Annotated in this window: 14 protein-coding genes; 10 read left to right on the forward strand and 4 right to left on the reverse strand. The window is 70.9% G+C overall.

Translation table 11 applies throughout. The features are described 5' to 3' along the window. Window positions 1-9 precede the first annotated feature (9 nt). On the reverse strand, window positions 10-2,118 hold the full coding sequence (gene glgX / locus ACFYXC_RS04610) for a glycogen debranching protein GlgX (protein WP_388907980.1): 2,109 nt from the start codon (window positions 2,116-2,118) through the stop codon (window positions 10-12). Window positions 2,119-2,297: 179 nt separating this feature from the next. Between glgX and ACFYXC_RS04615 the strand changes: the two genes are divergently transcribed. From ACFYXC_RS04615 to ACFYXC_RS04630, 4 genes are all read left to right on the forward strand, one after another. After that, window positions 2,298-3,128 (forward strand): Tat pathway signal sequence domain protein, encoded by an 831-nt coding sequence (locus ACFYXC_RS04615; RefSeq protein ID WP_389546874.1) that lies wholly within the window; start codon window positions 2,298-2,300, stop codon window positions 3,126-3,128. Between the two features lie 104 nt (window positions 3,129-3,232). After that, window positions 3,233-4,573, forward strand: a complete 1,341-nt coding sequence (locus tag ACFYXC_RS04620; RefSeq protein ID WP_389546877.1) for a copper amine oxidase — start codon at window positions 3,233-3,235, stop codon at window positions 4,571-4,573. Between the two features lie 102 nt (window positions 4,574-4,675). Next, on the forward strand, window positions 4,676-5,908 hold the full coding sequence (locus ACFYXC_RS04625) for an SAV2148 family HEPN domain-containing protein (RefSeq protein ID WP_388907974.1): 1,233 nt from the start codon (window positions 4,676-4,678) through the stop codon (window positions 5,906-5,908). 120 nt (window positions 5,909-6,028) lie between these two features. After that, the gene (locus tag ACFYXC_RS04630; protein WP_389546880.1) at window positions 6,029-6,751 is read left to right on the forward strand and encodes a 3'-5' exonuclease; all 723 of its coding nucleotides are present in this window, start codon (window positions 6,029-6,031) and stop codon (window positions 6,749-6,751) included. A 30-nt stretch (window positions 6,752-6,781) separates the two neighbouring features. Here ACFYXC_RS04630 and ACFYXC_RS04635 read toward each other — a convergent pair whose 3' ends face one another. Both ACFYXC_RS04635 and ACFYXC_RS04640 read right to left on the reverse strand, forming a co-directional pair. Continuing rightward, the gene (locus ACFYXC_RS04635) at window positions 6,782-7,318 is read right to left on the reverse strand and encodes a YbaK/EbsC family protein (protein ID WP_389546883.1); all 537 of its coding nucleotides are present in this window, start codon (window positions 7,316-7,318) and stop codon (window positions 6,782-6,784) included. Further along, window positions 7,249-8,292: a DMT family transporter gene (locus ACFYXC_RS04640; RefSeq protein WP_389546886.1), complete on the reverse strand. Its 1,044-nt coding sequence runs from the start codon at window positions 8,290-8,292 to the stop codon at window positions 7,249-7,251. The genes ACFYXC_RS04635 and ACFYXC_RS04640 overlap by 70 nt, the downstream gene beginning before the upstream one ends. Window positions 8,293-8,383: 91 nt before the next feature. On the opposite strand from ACFYXC_RS04640, the gene ACFYXC_RS04645 reads away from it, so the two are divergent. Continuing rightward, entirely contained in the window at window positions 8,384-9,286 is a 903-nt protein-coding gene (locus tag ACFYXC_RS04645; RefSeq protein WP_389546889.1) for a LysR family transcriptional regulator, read from the forward strand. 124 nt (window positions 9,287-9,410) lie between these two features. On the opposite strand, the gene ACFYXC_RS04650 is transcribed toward ACFYXC_RS04645, so the two are convergent. Next, entirely contained in the window at window positions 9,411-10,271 is an 861-nt protein-coding gene (locus tag ACFYXC_RS04650) for a phosphotransferase enzyme family protein (RefSeq protein WP_389546892.1), read from the reverse strand. A gap of 249 nt (window positions 10,272-10,520) precedes the next feature. Here ACFYXC_RS04650 and ACFYXC_RS04655 point away from each other — a divergent pair, with 249 nt between their 5' ends. The 5 genes from ACFYXC_RS04655 (at window position 10,521) to ACFYXC_RS04675 (ending at window position 16,335) form a co-directional block, all read left to right on the forward strand. Further along, on the forward strand, window positions 10,521-11,456 hold the full coding sequence (locus ACFYXC_RS04655) for a carbohydrate ABC transporter permease (RefSeq protein WP_388907963.1): 936 nt from the start codon (window positions 10,521-10,523) through the stop codon (window positions 11,454-11,456). Next, window positions 11,453-12,286: a carbohydrate ABC transporter permease gene (locus tag ACFYXC_RS04660; RefSeq protein WP_388907962.1), complete on the forward strand. Its 834-nt coding sequence runs from the start codon at window positions 11,453-11,455 to the stop codon at window positions 12,284-12,286. Before ACFYXC_RS04655 ends, ACFYXC_RS04660 begins: the two co-directional genes overlap by 4 nt. Window positions 12,287-12,303: 17 nt before the next feature. Continuing rightward, on the forward strand, window positions 12,304-13,629 hold the full coding sequence (locus ACFYXC_RS04665) for an ABC transporter substrate-binding protein (RefSeq protein WP_389546897.1): 1,326 nt from the start codon (window positions 12,304-12,306) through the stop codon (window positions 13,627-13,629). 172 nt (window positions 13,630-13,801) lie between these two features. After that, window positions 13,802-15,010, forward strand: coding sequence for a macrolide-inactivating glycosyltransferase (gene mgt / locus ACFYXC_RS04670; RefSeq protein ID WP_389546900.1), 1,209 nt, complete (start codon window positions 13,802-13,804; stop codon window positions 15,008-15,010). Window positions 15,011-15,285: 275 nt separating this feature from the next. Further along, complete coding sequence (locus tag ACFYXC_RS04675) at window positions 15,286-16,335, forward strand: CDP-alcohol phosphatidyltransferase family protein (RefSeq protein WP_389546902.1); 1,050 nt, start codon at window positions 15,286-15,288, stop codon at window positions 16,333-16,335. Window positions 16,336-16,422 lie beyond the last annotated feature (87 nt).

Genomic DNA, 16,422 nt, shown 5'->3' on the forward strand with positions numbered 1-16,422 from the left:
TGACCGTGGTCAGGCCGGGCGTTGCAGGACCACCATGCTTCGGTCGAGCATGGTGATGCTGCCGCCCGCCTCGACCTTCTCCCCGGTCCCGGCGGGAACCCCGCCGGACCGCCCCGTGTCGACGATCACCTGCCACTGGCGCCCGTGGTCCACCGGCACCACGAAGTCCAGCGTCTTCGGCGAGGCGTTGAACAGCAGCAGGAACGAGTCGTCGGTGATCCGCTCCCCGCGGGGGCCCGGCTCCGAGATGGCGTTGCCGTTGAGGAACACCGACAGCGCCCGCGACTGCGTGGAACCCCAGTCGTCGTCGGTCATCTCCTTGCCGTCGGGGGTGAACCAGGCGATGTCCGACAGGTCGTCGCGGGTGCCCTCCACGGGCCGCCCGTGGAAGAACCGGCGCCGCCGGAACACCGGGTGCTCACGCCGCAGCCGCACCATCGCGCGGGTGAACTCCAGCAGCTCGCTGCCGTCCTCGGGCCACGGCACCCAGGACAGCTCGGTGTCCTGGCAGTACGCGTTGTTGTTGCCGCCCTGCGTCCGCGCGAACTCGTCGCCGTGGCTGAGCATGGGCACGCCCTGCGACAGCAGCAGGGTCGCGGTGAAGTTGCGGTGCTGGCGGGCCCGCAGCTCCAGGACCTCCGGGTCGTCGGTCTCGCCCTCGGCCCCGCAGTTCCACGACCGGTTGTGGCTCTCGCCGTCGTTGTTGTCCTCGCCGTTCGCCTCGTTGTGCTTCTCGTTGTACGACACCAGGTCGTGCATCGTGAAGCCGTCGTGGCAGGTGACGAAGTTGATGGAGGCCAGCGGGCGCCGCCCGTCGTCCTGGTAGAGGTCCGAGGACCCCGTCAGCCGGGACGCGAACTCGGCGAGCGTCTGCGGCTCGCCCCGCCACAGGTCCCGTACGGTGTCGCGGTACTTCCCGTTCCACTCCGTCCACAGCGGCGGGAAGTTGCCCACCTGGTAGCCGCCCTCGCCGACGTCCCAGGGCTCGGCGATCAGCTTCACCTGGGAGACCACCGGGTCCTGCTGCACCAGGTCGAAGAACGACGACAGGCGGTCCACCTCGTGGAACTGGCGGGCCAGGGTCGCCGCCAGGTCGAAGCGGAACCCGTCGACGTGCATCTCGGTGACCCAGTACCGCAGCGAGTCCATGATCAGCTGGAGCACGTGCGGGGACCGCATGAGCAGGGAGTTCCCCGTGCCCGTGGTGTCCATGTAGTAGGTGGGGTCGTCCGTCAGCCGGTAGTACGAGGCGTTGTCGAGCCCCTTGAAGGACAGCGTCGGGCCCAGGTGGTTGCCCTCGGCGGTGTGGTTGTACACCACGTCGAGGATGACCTCGATACCCGCCTCGTGCAGCGCCCGGACGGCCGACTTGAACTCCAGGACCTGCTGTCCGCGGTCGCCCCAGGACGCGTACGCGTTGTGCGGGGCGAAGAATCCGATCGTGTTGTAGCCCCAGTAGTTGTTGAGGCCCATGTCGACCAGCCGGTGGTCGTTCACGAACTGGTGGACCGGCATCAGCTCGAGCGCCGTGACGCCAAGCTCGGTCAGGTGTTCGATGACGGCCGGATGGGCGAGCGCCGCGTAGGTGCCGCGCAGTTCCTCCGGCAGCCCGGGGTGCAGCATCGTGAGGCCCTTGACGTGGGCCTCGTAGAGCACGGTGTGGTGGTACTCCGTACGCGGGAGGCGGTCGTCGCCCCAGTCGAAGTACGGGTTGACCACCACGGAACTCATCGTGTGGGGTGCCGAGTCCAGGTCGTTGCGCTCGTCGGGCGACCCGAAGTGGTAGCCGTACACCTCCTCGCCCCATTCGATGCTGCCGCTTATGGCCTTCGCGTAGGGGTCGAGGAGCAGCTTCGCGGAGTTGCAGCGCTGCCCCCGCTCCGGCTCGTAGGGACCGTGCACACGGAACCCGTACCGCTGGCCCGGCATGATGCCGGGCAGGTACGCGTGCCGCACGAACGCGTCGGTTTCGCGCAGCTCTATCGCAGTCTCGGAGCCGTCGTCGTGGAGAAGACACAGCTCGATCCGGTCCGCGGCCTCCGAGAAGACCGCGAAATTCGTGCCGGCGCCGTCGTACGTGGCACCGAGTGGGTACGCCTGTCCAGGCCAGACCTGCATGGATGCAACTCTTCCAGTTGTGCGACGCCGCGGAGGGCGACTCCTGCCCGAGTGTCCCCGAAACTCATGGAACCACCTATGACTTACCTCCCTCTTACCGGTCGACCAGTGCATACGCGGTATGCCGAACCGGTGTGACTCGATCGACTCCTAGGAATACAGGGGAAGTAGGGGGAAATGTGCGCACAATAGTGCACCGTCATCTGGGCAAGGTGGTGGCGGGCGCGGCGATAGCGGTCGCCGGGACCGCCGTGATGGTCGGAATCACCCTGCCGGGCTCGGCGGGCGCCGACGACTCCGCGGGCCAGGGCGCCGGACAGGCCGCCCAGCAGGCGGGGCAGGCGGGCCGGGCCGGTGAAGCGGGAGAGCAGGCGCAGGGCGCCGTGCGGCCCGGGGTCGTCGAGCAGGCTCCGGCCGAGGGCGAGCAGGGCACGGGGCGCGACCCGCTCACCGACGACGAGACCGAGCGTGTCGCGAAGCTCGCCCTCGACCGGCAGCTCTTCCGCAGCAGCCAGGACGTCGAGGGCGACAAGGGGCCGCAGCGGATCACCGTCGACCTCGCCGAACCCGAGGTGGACGAACTGGACGACCCGGGCGCGCCGCGCCGCGCCGAGGTGTCGTTCTACGACTACAAGGACGACTCGCTCGTCACGAAGACCGTGAACCTCGACACCGGAAAGGTCGAGGCGACCGACACGCAGCACGGCGTCCAGCCGCCGCTCAGCCGCGCCGAGACCGTCGAGGCCGCGCAGCTGCTGATCGCCGACCGGCTGGGCGCGGGCCTGCGGGCCGACTACAAGGACGCGACGGGCAAGGAGCTGACCACTCCCGACCAGCTGCTGCTCAACAGCATGGTCTTCCGCGCGAACCCCGGCACGCCGGCCGCCCTGAAGGACTGCGGCGAGCACCGCTGCCTGCGGCTCTTCGTGAAGGCCAGGAACGGGCCCTGGATCGACAGCCGTGACCTGGTGGTCGACCTCAGCGCCCGCAAGGTCGCCGAGGTCGGCTGAGTCTTCCCGGTCCACCGGCCTCCCCTCGTCGGCATGTCGGTCGGCCTCGTCGGCCCCACTTCACCTTTCCCACTTTCCTGCTTGTGCAAGGGAGTCAATTCTTCATGCGCGAACCTCAATCGTTCGGCGGCCTCCGGCCGCGGGGAGCCGGCCGCGGACGGACGGCGGTCGGCCTCTCGGTGGCCGCCCTGGTCGCCGGCCTCACGACGGCCGCGGGACCGGCCGCCGCCCAGGGCAAGGACGCTCCCGCGGCGGCCGCCGACTGCAGCGCGGCGTACAAGATCGAGCAGAAGCTCGCCACCGGCACCACCTGGACGATGTGCTGGCACTACGAGAGCGAGGCCGGGCTCGTCCTGGAGAACGTCTCGTACCAGCCCAAGGGCGAGACCAAGCCGATCCGGGTCCTGACGAGCGCGAAGCTCGCCCAGATCCACGTCCCCTACGACGACGGCTCGGTCGAGTACGACGACCTCACGGGCGCCGGCTTCGGACAGGGCCTGATGGAGATGGCCCCCGGCGAGTGCCCGGGCGGCACCATCAAGACCGTCAAGGTCCCGGACGCCTGGGACCCGGAGCACCCGAACGTCAAGGGCCTGTGCGCCACCACCCGCTCGCGCGGCCACGCCTACCGCATGCAGGGGGACTCGGCGAGCAAGGTCTTCCAGCAGCAGGGCAAGGACCTGCTCGTCTACACCGTCAACCAGGTCGGCTGGTACGAGTACATCACCGAGTGGCGTTTCCAGGACGACGGCACCATCAACATGAACGTCGGCGCCACCGGCAGCCTCTCGCCCGGTGACTACGACGCCGGTGACGGCCGCGGCTGGCCCATCGGCAAGGGCGCCAAGGGGTACGCCACCAGCCACAGCCACAACGTCTTCTGGCGGCTCAACTTCGGTCTCGACGGCAACTCCAAGAACAAGGTCGAGCAGTACGACTCCGTGGTCAGCCCGCCGGCCCAGGGCGGCGAGGCCCCGCGCAACAAGACCACCCGCACGAAGATCACCAAGGAACTCGCGGGCGACGCCAAGAACATGCGCTGGTGGCGCGTGGTCAGCACGACCGGCAAGAACAAGGACGAGCACGCCCGCTCGTACGAGGTCGTCCCCGGCGCCACCTCCAAGTACCCGGGGCGTGGCTACACCAAGCACGACATCTACTTCACCGAGTACAAGAAGTGCGAACAGTTCGCCAGCCACAACATCCGCAACTGCGGTACCGGAGCCGGTAAGTCCGTCGACAAGTGGGTCAACGGACAGACCCTCACCCACCCCGTGGGCTGGGTGAACATCGGTTTCCACCACGTCGCCCGGGACGAGGACCAGCAGCCGATGCCGGTCCACTGGCAGGGCTTCCAGCTCGCCCCGCGGGACGTCACCGCTATGAATCCGCTCACTCCGCCGGAGCTGGCCGACCAGAACGGACGCCCGCAAAACGGTAGTTGAGAAGTGACCTGTCCATCCGGCTGCACCGTCCGCCGCTCCCGGAGTACCCTTCCTTGATCGTTGGCTGGGGGAGTGCTCGGGGGAGCGGAAGGCGGTGTGCGGGTGGGGTCCGGAGGGCTGGAGCTGCCCCCTGGTGACGGCGGTCACGAGGGGAGCTCCGCAGATGCCCCACCCGGAGCGGTGTCCCTGGCCCGTCCGATGGAGATCGGAGCGGAGCTGGACTGGGACGCCGACGCCTGGCGTGAGGTGCGTACGCGCGCCCAGCGGGCCGGACGTGCCTACATCTGGCTGAACCTCGTGGAACAGCGGCTGCGCGCGGTCGTGGCCGCTGTTCTGCGTCCGATCTACGAACCCGTGCACGGTGACGACGACTGGGTGGTCGCCGCCGCCGGACCCGCCGGGCAGGAGTGGGTCCAGCGCGCTGTCGCCGTCCGCGAGGTCAGCCGCCGCAAGGGCTACCTGCTCGACCCGGCCGACGACAACGTCCTGAGCTTCCTCACGCTGCCGCAGCTGCGCGAGCTGATGGTGCAGCACTGGCCGTGCTTCGAGCCGTACTTCGACGAACGCCGGGACGTCGAACTCGCCCTGGACGAGCTGGAGGTCACCCGCAACGTCGTCTCGCGGAACAGGGCCCTGTCCGAGGCCGTCCTGGCCCAGGCCGAGCGCGCCTCCGCGAAGCTCCTGGAGATCCTCGGCGCGGGCAGCGACGTGCCGTCCGCCCGCCGGCTGCCCGTCGACGCCGTCGAGAACCTGGTCGGCGACCGGTACGCGGACGTGGTGGCCGTGCACTCGGACCGGGTGCGGCTGCTGCGGCAGTTCCCCGCCGAGGACCTCTTCGGCGGGGCCCGCCGCCTCGACGTGATCGGGATCGGCCTGAACCTCCTCGTGCAGAACTTCTCGGGACGGCGGCTCGTGCGGCTGGCCGAGTCCGGCTGCCGGGCGCGGCTGCTGTTCCTGAATCCCGCCTCCAGCGCGGTGAAACGGCGTGAGCGCGAACTGGGCATCAAACGCGGCGAGTTGAGCCGCTCCGTCGAGATGAACATCATGCACATGCGCCGGGTCAGGGCCCGGCTGCGCGACCCCGGCGCCTTCGAGATCCAGGTCTACGACGAGACGCCCCGCTTCACGGCGTACCTCGTCGACGGGGACGGGTCGGACGGCGTCGCCGTCGTGCAGTCGTACCTGCGCCGCACCCGCGGCATGGAGGCCCCGGTACTCGTGCTGCGCGGCGGGGGGCGCGTGCTGAAGCCGGACGAGGCGGGCGAGGACGGCCTCTTCGGGACGTACCGCGAGGAGTTCGAGGTGGCCTGGGCGGATTCGCGGCCTGTGTCCTGACGGGTCCTGTTCCCCCGGCGGCCCCGGTGCCCGGTAAGCGGAACGCGCTCCTCGGATTGTCAGTGGCCCGTGGGATCGTGGTGGTCACTGGGGGAAAGCACCACGAAGAAGGGGGCCGGCATGGGTTGGCACGGGGAGCTGCTGATCGGCTTCGACCTGGAGACGACCGGGACCGATCCGCGCGAGGCGCGCATCGTCACCGGGGCGGTGATAGAGGTCAGGGGCGGAGAGCCGGCCGGGCACCGGGAGTGGCTCGCCGACCCGGGGGTCGAGATCCCGGCGGACGCGGTCGCGGTGCACGGGATCAGCAACGAAAGAGCCGCGGCCGAGGGCAGGCCGGCCGATCAGGTGGCCGACGCGATCGCCTCGGTGCTCGTCTCGTACTGGCAGTCGGGCGTCCCGGTCGTGGCGTACAACGCCGCCTTCGACCTGACCCTGCTCTCCGCCGAACTGCTGCGGTACGGGCTGCCGTCACTGCGCGAGCGGCTCGGCGGGCTCGACCCGGCGCCGGTCATCGACCCGTACACGATCGACCGCTCGGTGGACCGCTACCGCCGTGGCAAGCGGAATCTGGAGGCGGTCTGCACGGAGTACGGGGTCCGGCTGGACTCCGCCCACGACGCCTCCGCCGACGCGCTGGCCGCCGCCCGGCTGGCCACCGCGATAGCCGTCCGCCACCCCAAGGTGGCCGGCCTCGGCCCGGCGGACCTGCACCGCCGCCAGATCGAGTGGTACGCGCAATGGGCCGCCGACTTCCAGAGCTTCCTGCGCCGCAAGGGGGACGCGGAGGCCGTCGTCGACGGGACCTGGCCGGTGCGGGACCTGGCGGACGAACGGGTCTGACGGCGGCCGTCCTCCGCGACCGGGCCCGCGTCAGGTGGCGGCGGGGGACGCGATGCGCTCGATGCGGGGAGTGGCCAGCCGGGCGTAGTCGGCGCCGGACATGACCAGGGAGCGGTCGAGGCGGGCCGCGTTGAAGTAGAGGCGCGGTTGGGTGACGACGTCCGGGTCCGCGACGACCTCCAGGTCCGGGTCGAAGCTGAACGGGAGGACGGTGCCCGGCACCGAGCGGGCGAGCCGCTCCGCGGTGGCCGCGTCGCTGAAGCCGGCGTAGCGGGCCGAGTAGAGGGCCTTGACCGCGTCCAGGTCCACGCGGCGGTCCCCGGGGACGACCGCGAGGACGTTGCGGGTCGTCCTCCTGTCCACCTTGACGCGCAGGACGATGCACTTCGCCGCCTCGGACAGGGCGTTGCCGCGCAGCGCGCAGACCGTCTCGGTGACTCCTTCCGGCGCGTGGTCCAGGAGTTCGTAGGGGACGGCGGCGGTGTCCAGGAGAGCGATCAGACGGTCGTAGGTGTCGTGGGTGTCGTGGGTGGTGGCGTCGTCGCGGTGGGTGGTGTGGTGGGACATGCGGGGTCCTTCCAGGGCTCGGGTCTCGTCTGTGGGTCCGTCGTGGCCGGTCGCGCCGTTCCATGCACCACTGACGGGGCGCCCCTGCGCGCGGCGCCGGTGCGGTGGGCGCGTTCGACTGCCTGGCCCCAGTACGTCCCGGTCAGCATCAGGACCGCGCCCAGGCCGGTCAGCGGGGTGAAGTGATCGCCCGCCAGGGTGATGGCCACCGCCGCCGCCCAGATCGGTTCGGTGCCCAGGAGGAGGCTGGCCCGGCTGGCCGAGGTGCGCTGGACGGCCCAGGTCTGCGCGAGGAACGCGAACACGCTGCAGAACAGGGCGAGGTAGAGGAGCTGGGCCCAGCCCGCCGCGCCCACGTGGACGAGGGAGGGCAGGTCGCCGGCGGCGGGAAGGAGGAACAGGCCCGTACCGACGAGGGTCTGCACGGTGGTCAGCCGCAGCGGCCTGACCGCGCGGCCCGCGGTCAGCCGGCCGACCAGCGCGACGTGCCCCGCGCGGATCACCGCGGCACCGAGCATCAGCAGGTCACCGAGGCGGGGCGCGTGGAAGCCGTTGCCCGACATGAGGAGACCGACGGCCAGCAGGCACACACCGGCGGCCGCGTAGAAGGCCGGGGGAAGGCCGCCGCCCCGGCCGCGGCGGTCCAGGAGAGGGGTGATGACGATGGTCAGACTGATGATGAGGCCCGCGTTGGCGGCGCTCGTGTGCGCGACGCCGTAGGTCTCCACGACCAGGACGGCCGCCTGGGTGACCCCCAGGGGGAGACCGATGCGGATCTCGTCGCGGGTCCACGGTCCCGACCGGCGGTCGGCGGCGACCAGGCCGAGACAGGCGAGCGCGGACAGGGCGTACCGCGCGAAGAGCACCACCAGGACGGGCAGTACGGCGGTCGCCGTCTGGGCGGAGAGATAGCTGGAACCCCAGACGAGGGCGACCAGGAGGAGTACCGCGTCGGTACGGCGGGCATCGGGCACGCGCTCACCCTGCCCGGTCACCTCTCTGAAGCCCAGAGCCAACTTCTTAAACGATCCTTTAGCATCACTACATCGGGAGGAGGTCCGGGGCATGGACGAACGGCAGCTCAGAATCCTGCGCGAGCTGGGTGAACTGGGCAGCGTCACGGCGGTCGCCGAGGCGCTGCTGGTCACCCCCTCCGCGATCTCCCAGCAACTGCGGCTGCTGCAGCGGGCGATCCCGGTGCCGCTCACCGAGCGCCAGGGGCGGCGGCTGGCCCTGACGGACGCGGGACAGGCCCTGGCGGGAGCGGCGATCGAGGTGGAGACGGCGCTGGAGCGCGCGCGGCACACCGTCGCGGAGTTCGTCGACCGGCCGGACGGCGAGGTGTCGGTGGCGGCCTTCCACAGCGCGGCATCGGCGTTCTTCCCGCTGCTGCTGCGGGCACTCGCCGGGCCGGACGGACCCCGTCTGTCCCTCGCCGACGCGGACGTGACGCAGGACGACTTCCCGCCGCTGACCAGGGAGTACGACCTCGTGCTGGCCCACCGGCTCGAACACACTCCCGGCTGGCCGCGGACCGTCACCGCCACGACGCTGCTGCGCGAACCGCTCGACGTGGCCATGCCCGCCGGCCACCCGCTCGCGGCCGAGCGACGGCTCACCCCGCGCGACGTGGCGGACCAGCCCTGGATCACGGCGCACGACGGCTTCCCGGTGGTGGCCACCATCGACGCGATCGCCACGGCCGCGGGCCGTCCGCTGCGGCTCGCCCACCGCATCAACGAGTTCGCGGTGGTCGCCGAGGCCGTCGCGGCCGGCGGGGGCCTCGCCCTGATGCCCCGCTGGACGATGCGCCCGCACCCCGCGCTGGTCCTCAGACCGCTCAGCGGCGTCCGGGCCCGCCGCCACATCGACGCCCTGCACCGCCCGGAACGCACCGCCCGCGGAGCGGTACGCACCGTGCTGACAGAACTGCACCGAGCGGCCGCAACGATCCGCGGCCGGAGCTGAGTCCACCCCGGCCGAGCAGCGCCCCGAAAGGGGCGCGGGGAACTGCGCGACCAGCCGCGACGCACCCGCGGACGACACACCGGACGCGCGGTGGACCGCGCAGGACGGGCGCCGGCGGACCGGCTCAGAACGGGTACCAGCGGACCGTCTCGTCGCCGTCCCGCAGGGACGCCACCCGACGCTCGAACTCCATCAGCGCCTTCGGGTTGCTCGGCGCGTGCTGCGCCACCCAGGCGCAACTGGCCGTCTCGCGCGCCCCGCGCAGCACACCGCAGCCCTCCCACTCGCACACATCCCAGCCGTACGTGCCGGTGAACGTGTCGTACGCCTCGGCGGACAGGCCGTACCGGTCGCGGGACAGGGCCATCACGACCAGGTCGTGCTCGCGCAGGTCGGCGGAGAACGTCTCCAGGTCGACCAGGACGGGCCCGTCGGGGCCGACGTGCACGTTGCGGGGCAGCGCGTCCCCGTGGATCGGGCCGGGCGACAGCCGCGGTACGAGCGTGGCGGCCGCCGCGGCGAAACCGTCCCGCCGGTCCCGCAGGAACGCCGCGTCCGCCGGGTCGATCACGTCACCCGCGAGCCGCAGCCACCGCTCCACCCCGCCCAGCAGTTCACGGCGCGGCAGCGCGAAGCCGGGGGCGGGCAGGGCGTGCACCACCCTCAGCAGTCCGGCCAGGTCGCGCGGCTCGGCGGGGCGCACGGGCTCGGACAGCCGGTGCCACAGCGTCACCGGGTGACCGGCCACGAGCCGGGCCGCCGGCTCGGCGGGCCGCACCGCGGGGACGCCCGCCTCGGCGAGCCAGAGCGCGACGGCCACCTCCCGCCGCGCCCGGTCGAGCAGTTCGGTGTCGCGGCCCACCTTGACCACCAGGTCACCGGCGGCGAACACGGCGTTCTCACCGAGGGCGAGCAGCACCGCGTCCCGGCCGGCCGCGCCGATGTCCGTCCCGGCGAGTACGTCCCGCGCCTGTGCCTCGTCCATCACTCGCCTCCCGTGAAGCCCTCGGCTCCCGCAGTTCTCGCGTACGGCATCGCACGCCATTCTGCCCCGGGCACCGGACCACGGGATCACGCCGTCCGCCGCCCGGTGTCACGTCCGCACTGGTGGGAACCCGTGGGGGTGGTGAGCGGGACCTGCGTGCTGTCTTGACGCACTGTCGGCGGCTCAGCACGATGACGGGGGCCGTCGGGACGGCCAGATACCCACGAACCGCTCAGAGGAGCCGCATACGTGACATTGGCGACCGCAAGGAAGCGGTCCACCGAACCGGCATCGAAGGGCCGCGGGCCGAGCCGCCCCGTCGACCACGGTGCCTGGTTCCTGGTGCTGCCCGCGCTCATCCCGATCCTGGTCCTCAGTGTCGGGCCGCTCCTCTACGGCATCGCCCTGGCGTTCACCGACGCGCAGTCGGGCCGGACCGAGCCCACCCGGTGGATCGGGACCCTCAACTTCCAGGACCTGCTGCACGACACGCTGTTCTGGGACTCGTTCCGGATCGGGCTGCTGTGGGCGGTGGGGGTGACCGTCCCGCAGTTCCTGCTCGCACTGGGGCTCGCCCTGCTGCTGAACCAGGAACTGCGGCTGCGCTGGCTGGCGCGGGCGCTGGCGATCATCCCGTGGGCGATGCCCGAGGTCGTGGTCGGCATCATGTGGCGGCTCGTCTACAACCCGGACGCGGGCATCCTCAACGAGACGATCCGCGACCTGGGCCTCGGCGACGGACGGGACTGGCTGTCGGGCCTGGCGACCGCGCTGCCCGCGGTGATCGTCGTCGGCGTGTGGGCGGGCATGCCCCAGACGACCGTCGCCCTGCTCGCCGGACTGCAGAACACCCCGCGCGAACTGCACGAGGCGGCGGCCATGGACGGCGCCGGGGCCTGGCGCCGCTTTCGCACGGTCACCTGGCCCGCCCTGAAACCGGTCGCGCTCGCCGTCACCGCGCTCAACTTCATCTGGAACTTCAACTCGTTCGCGCTGGTCTACGTGCTGACCAGTGGCGGACCGGGCGGCCGCACCCGGCTGCCGATGCTGTTCGCCTACGAAGAGGCTTTCCGCTACGGGCAGTTCGGGTACGCGGCGGCGATGGGATGTGTGATGGTCGCGGTGATCTCGGTGATCCTCGCCTTCCATCTGGTCGGCCGGCTGCGGGGGGATGAGGACGCGTGAGGACGAACAGAGGGGCCCGCGCGGGCCAGTACGCGGCCCTCCTCGCGTATCTGGTGTTCCTCGCCTTCCCGTTCCTGTGGCTGGTCTCCACCGCCTTCAAACCGCCGCGCGAGCTGGGGAGCCTCCACCCGACCTGGCTGCCACGCGACCCGACCCTCGACAACTTCCGGCAGGCGTTCGACGAACAGCCGCTGCTGGAGGCGGCGTCGAACTCCCTGGTGGCGGCGCTCGGGGCGGCCGTGATCGCCGTACTGATCGCCACCCCGATGGCGTACGTCGTGGCCCGGCACCGCACGCGGCTCGCGAAGGCGGCGACCGGCTGGGTGGTGGTCAGCCAGGCGTTCCCGTTCGTGCTGGTGATCATCCCGCTGTTCCTCGTCCTGAAGAACCTGCGCCTGATCAACTCCGTACCCGGTCTGATCATGGTGTACGTGGTGTGGGCCCTGCCGTTCGCGCTGTGGATGCTCGTGGGGTACGTACGCGCGGTGCCCGCCGAGCTGGAGGAGGCCGCGGCGGTCGACGGCGCCGGCAAGGTGCGGACGCTGGTCTCCGTCACCGCGCCGCTCCTGGCGCCGGGCATCGTGGCCACGGCACTGTTCGCGTTCATCAGCGCGTGGAACGAGTTCTTCTTCGCGCTGGTGCTGCTCAAGACCCCGGAGAAGCAGACCTTGCCCGTCGTCCTCACCCACTTCCTCGGCGCGGAGGGCGTGGCGGACCTCGGGCCGCTCGCCGCGGCGGCGTTCCTGGCGACCCTTCCGTCGCTGGTCGTCTTCGCGCTCATCCAGAAACGGATCACGGGCGGGATGCTCGCCGGGGCGGTGAAGAGCTGATGGGGGTGCGTGGGTGGATGCGGACGCGTACGAGGACGCGTACGAGGTGGCTCGCCCTGGTGGTCGCGGGGCTGCTGCTCGGCGGGAGTTCCGGCTGTTCCGGCGACGGGGACGGGGACGGCGGCGCGGACGGGCGGATCACGCTCCGGTTCCAGTCCCTGGCCTGGCAGGAGGAGTCCGTCGACGTCAACAAGGAACTCGTACGGGAGTGGAACGCCGCGCATCCCGACGTCGAGGTCGAGTACGTACAGGGCTCCTGGGACAGCGTCCACGACCAGTTGCTCACGTCCTTCGAGGGCGGTGAGGCGCCGGACATCATCCACGACGCCTCGGACGACCTGGCGGACTTCGCGTACGGCGGGTACCTCGCGGATCTGCGGGGCCTGCTGTCCGAGCGGCTGACGTCCGACATCCCGCGGCGGAGCTGGGAGACGACGACCTTCGGGGACGGCGTCTACGGCGTGCCGTTCCTCCAGGAGCCGCGCGTCCTGATCGCCAACGCGAAGTGGCTCGACGAGTCCGGCGTACGGATCCCCACCACCGGCAAGCCGTGGAGCTGGGACGAGTTCCGGCGCATCACCGACGAACTCGGCGCCGGCGGGGACGGGGACGGGAGGTACGGGGTGGCCTGGCCGCTCAAGGAGCCGGTCTCTGCCACGCTCAACCTGTCGCTCTCGACCGGCGGGCAGCTGTTCCACCGGGGAGCCGACGGGAAGGTGCGGGTGCAGTTCGAGGAGGGGGACGCCGTGGTGCCGCGGACCATCCACGACCAGGTCAACACCGACGGCAGCGCGTCGGGTTCGACGCTCGGCAGCGGTGGGTCCGACACGCTTCCCGGGTTCTTCGGCGGCAAGTACGCGATGGTGCCGCTCGGGTTCTCCTATCGGCAGCAGATCGTGCAGCAGGCGCCGGAGGGGTTCGAGTGGCGGGTGCTGCCGGCCCCCGCGGGGGCGGACGGGCTCACTCAAGGGGTGAGTCCGCAGACCTTGTCCGTGGCCGAGGACAGTCCGCACAAGGAGGAGGCCGCGGCGTTCATCGACTTCCTGCTGCGGCCGCGGAACATGGTGCGGCTGGCTCTCGGCGACTGGATGCTGCCCACGGGGAGTGCGGCGCTGGCGGATCCGGCGCTGCGGGGCGAGAAGGACGGCTGGGCCACCGGGGTGGCGCTGGCCGGGCAGTTGCGGTCGGCGCCGGCGCAGTCCGTGCGGGGGTATCCGGAGTGGAAGGACAAGGTGGCCACTCCCGCGCTCCAGGAGTACTACAGCGGGGCGATCGGGCTGGGGGAGCTGCGGCGGCGGTTCGTCAAGGACGGGAACCTGGTGCTTGCGCGGTATCAGCGGTAGCCGCGATAGCCGCGGCGCTCGGCCGTGAGTGGTCGGCTGCCGGCTGTCGGGTGCGGGTTCGTCGTGGCTGGGCGCGCAGTTCCCCGCGCCCCTGGCGGGGCGCCCCGAGCACCGGGGTGGCGGACGGTTATTCGGTTGTACGAGACGTCTCGTCTTGCTTAGGGTTGGCGGCATGATCGTCTCGCGTCCTGCGCACATCGCCATGTTCTCCATCGCCGCTCACGGGCACGTGAATCCGAGCCTCGAGGTGATCCGGGAGCTCGTCGCCCGCGGCCACCGGGTCACGTACGCGATTCCGCCGGCCTTCGCCGACACGGTGGCGCAGACGGGTGCCGAGCCGAAGCTCTGGAAGTCGACCCTGCCGTCACCCGACGACGACCCCGAGGCATGGGGAACCACGCTGCTCGACAACGTGGAACCCTTCCTCGCGGACGCCGTCCAGGCACTGCCGCAGCTCATCGAGGCGTACGAGGGCGACGAGCCGGACCTCGTCCTGCACGACATCACCGCGTACCCCGCCCGCGTCCTCGGCCACCGCTGGGGCGTCCCGGTCGTCTCCCTCTCGCCGAACCTCGTCGCCTGGGACGGCTACGAGGAGGAGGTCGCCGAGCCCATGTGGGCGGAGCCGAGGAAGACGGAGCGGGGCCGGGCGTACTTCGCCCGGTTCCAGGCATGGCTGGACGAGAACGGGATCGACCTGGACCCCGACTCCTTCGTCGGCCGCCCCGACCGTTCCCTGGTCCTCATCCCGAAGGCCCTCCAGCCGCACGCCGACCGGGTCGACGAGTCCGTGTACACGTTCGTCGGCGCCTGCCAGGGCGACCGTGCTGCCCAGGGGGAGTGGCGGCGGCCCGAGGGCGCCGAGCGCGTCCTGCTCGTGTCGCTGGGGTCCTCGTTCACCAAGCAGCCCGCCTTCTACCGCACGTGCGTGCAGGCGTTCGGTGACCTGCCGGGCTGGCATCTGGTGCTGCAGATCGGCAAGCACGTCGACCCGGCCGAGCTCGGCGACCTCCCGGCGAACGTGGAGGCGCACGCCTGGGTCCCGCAGCTGTCCGTCCTCAGGCAGGCCGACGCCTTCGTCACGCACGCCGGGGCCGGCGGCAGCCAGGAGGGCATGGCGACCGCCACGCCGATGGTCTGCGTACCCCAGGCCGTCGACCAGTTCGGCAACGCGGACATGCTCCAGTCGCTCGGGGTCGCCCGCCACCTGCCGATGGAGGAGGTGACCGCCGACACCCTGCGCGAGGCCGTCCTCACGATCGCCGACGACCCGGAGGCCGCGCGCAGGCTCGCGCGGATCAAGGCGGAGATGGCGGCCGAGGGGGGAACCGCACGCGCGGCGGATCTGATCGAGGCGGAAATTCCCGAAGGACGCCGGTGAGCCGCGAAGTGCCCGATCCGGTCACCGTCAGCGAAGCCGGAATTCCCCCGGGTCACGGTTGCGCGCATTCGGTGAAGCCATGGCGCACTTTGGATAACGGGACGGTCGCTCGATAACGCTCGGATAACGCGGGGTTCGCGTTATCCGGTCATGGACCGGGTCATTCAGTACGACCGCCGACCCCCGCGGAAGGTTGCACTGGCCTCTTCTTGTTCTTTCTCCGAACAGGTTCTTAGCGTGAGGTGAACTCCGAACGAACTTTGGGAAGTTGACCTATGCGCCGTGACATACCGCCCCTCGCAGAGGTGCGCCGCATCACCGAGAAGAAGCGGGACGCCTGGTGGACCGTGCTGCTCGTCGACCCGGTCGCCACCCCGCTGGTGCGGCTCACCGCGAAGTACACGAGGATCACGCCGAACCAGATCACCTGGGGGGCGTTCCTGCTCGGCCTGGTCTCGGCGGCGTGCTTCGCGTTCGGTGACTGGCGGTGGCTGGTCGCCGGCGCGTTCGTCTACCACCTGAGCTTCGTCCTCGACTGCATGGACGGCAAGGTGGCCCGCCTCACCGGCCAGGGCTCGGTCTTCGGCGCCTGGCTCGACTTCGTCTTCGACCGCATCCGGGTGGCGGTGTGCGGGGTCGCGCTGATGGCCGGGCAGTACGACCGCACCGGCGAGACGATCTACATCTGGCTGGCCGCCGCCGTCGTCGGGCTCGACACGCTGCGCTACATCAACGGCCTGGAGATCTTCAAGATCCGCCACACCATGCGCAAGCAGATCAAGGCACGGGTACGGGAGGCCCGGCGCGCGGAGAACGCCGCGGAACTCGCCTTCATGGAGGACCTGCTGCGCGACAATCCCGAGGCGGACATCGAGCAGGACCTCCGGAAGGCCGCGACGCCTTCGGCGACGGCACCGGCGGCCGTTTCCGATCCGGGGGCCGGGGAAGAGGCCGGGACTCAGGCCCAGGCTCGAAGCCAGTCCCAGGATCAGGACCCGGCTGAAATCCAGGCCCAAACCAAGTCCCAGGCTCAGGTGGTCGACCTCCACCAGGAGTTCCGGCACCGCTTTCCGGTCTATCTCCGCGCGCGGTCCTTCTTCCTGCGGCACCGCATCCGTACGCATCTGGTGAGCGGCATCGAATTCCAGATGGGTGTCTTCATTCTCGGCCCGCTCTTCGACTCGGTCATCGAGGCGACCATCGTATCCGGGGCCCTGCTGCTCGTCTTCGAACTCGCCATCATCTACAAGCTGCTGCTCTCCACCCGCGACTTCACGCGCACGATCGACTCCTTCGAGCGCGAAGAGGTCACCACCGCGGCCTGAACGCCACCGCGCCCGCACGGCACCGCGGCCGCACGGCGGCGGGGCCGGGGCACATGCCCCGGCACCGCCGCCGTTCCGTACGGGAAC

It is taken from the genome of Streptomyces sp. NPDC002701, assembly GCF_042889045.1.
GTDB lineage: Bacteria > Actinomycetota > Actinomycetes > Streptomycetales > Streptomycetaceae > Streptomyces.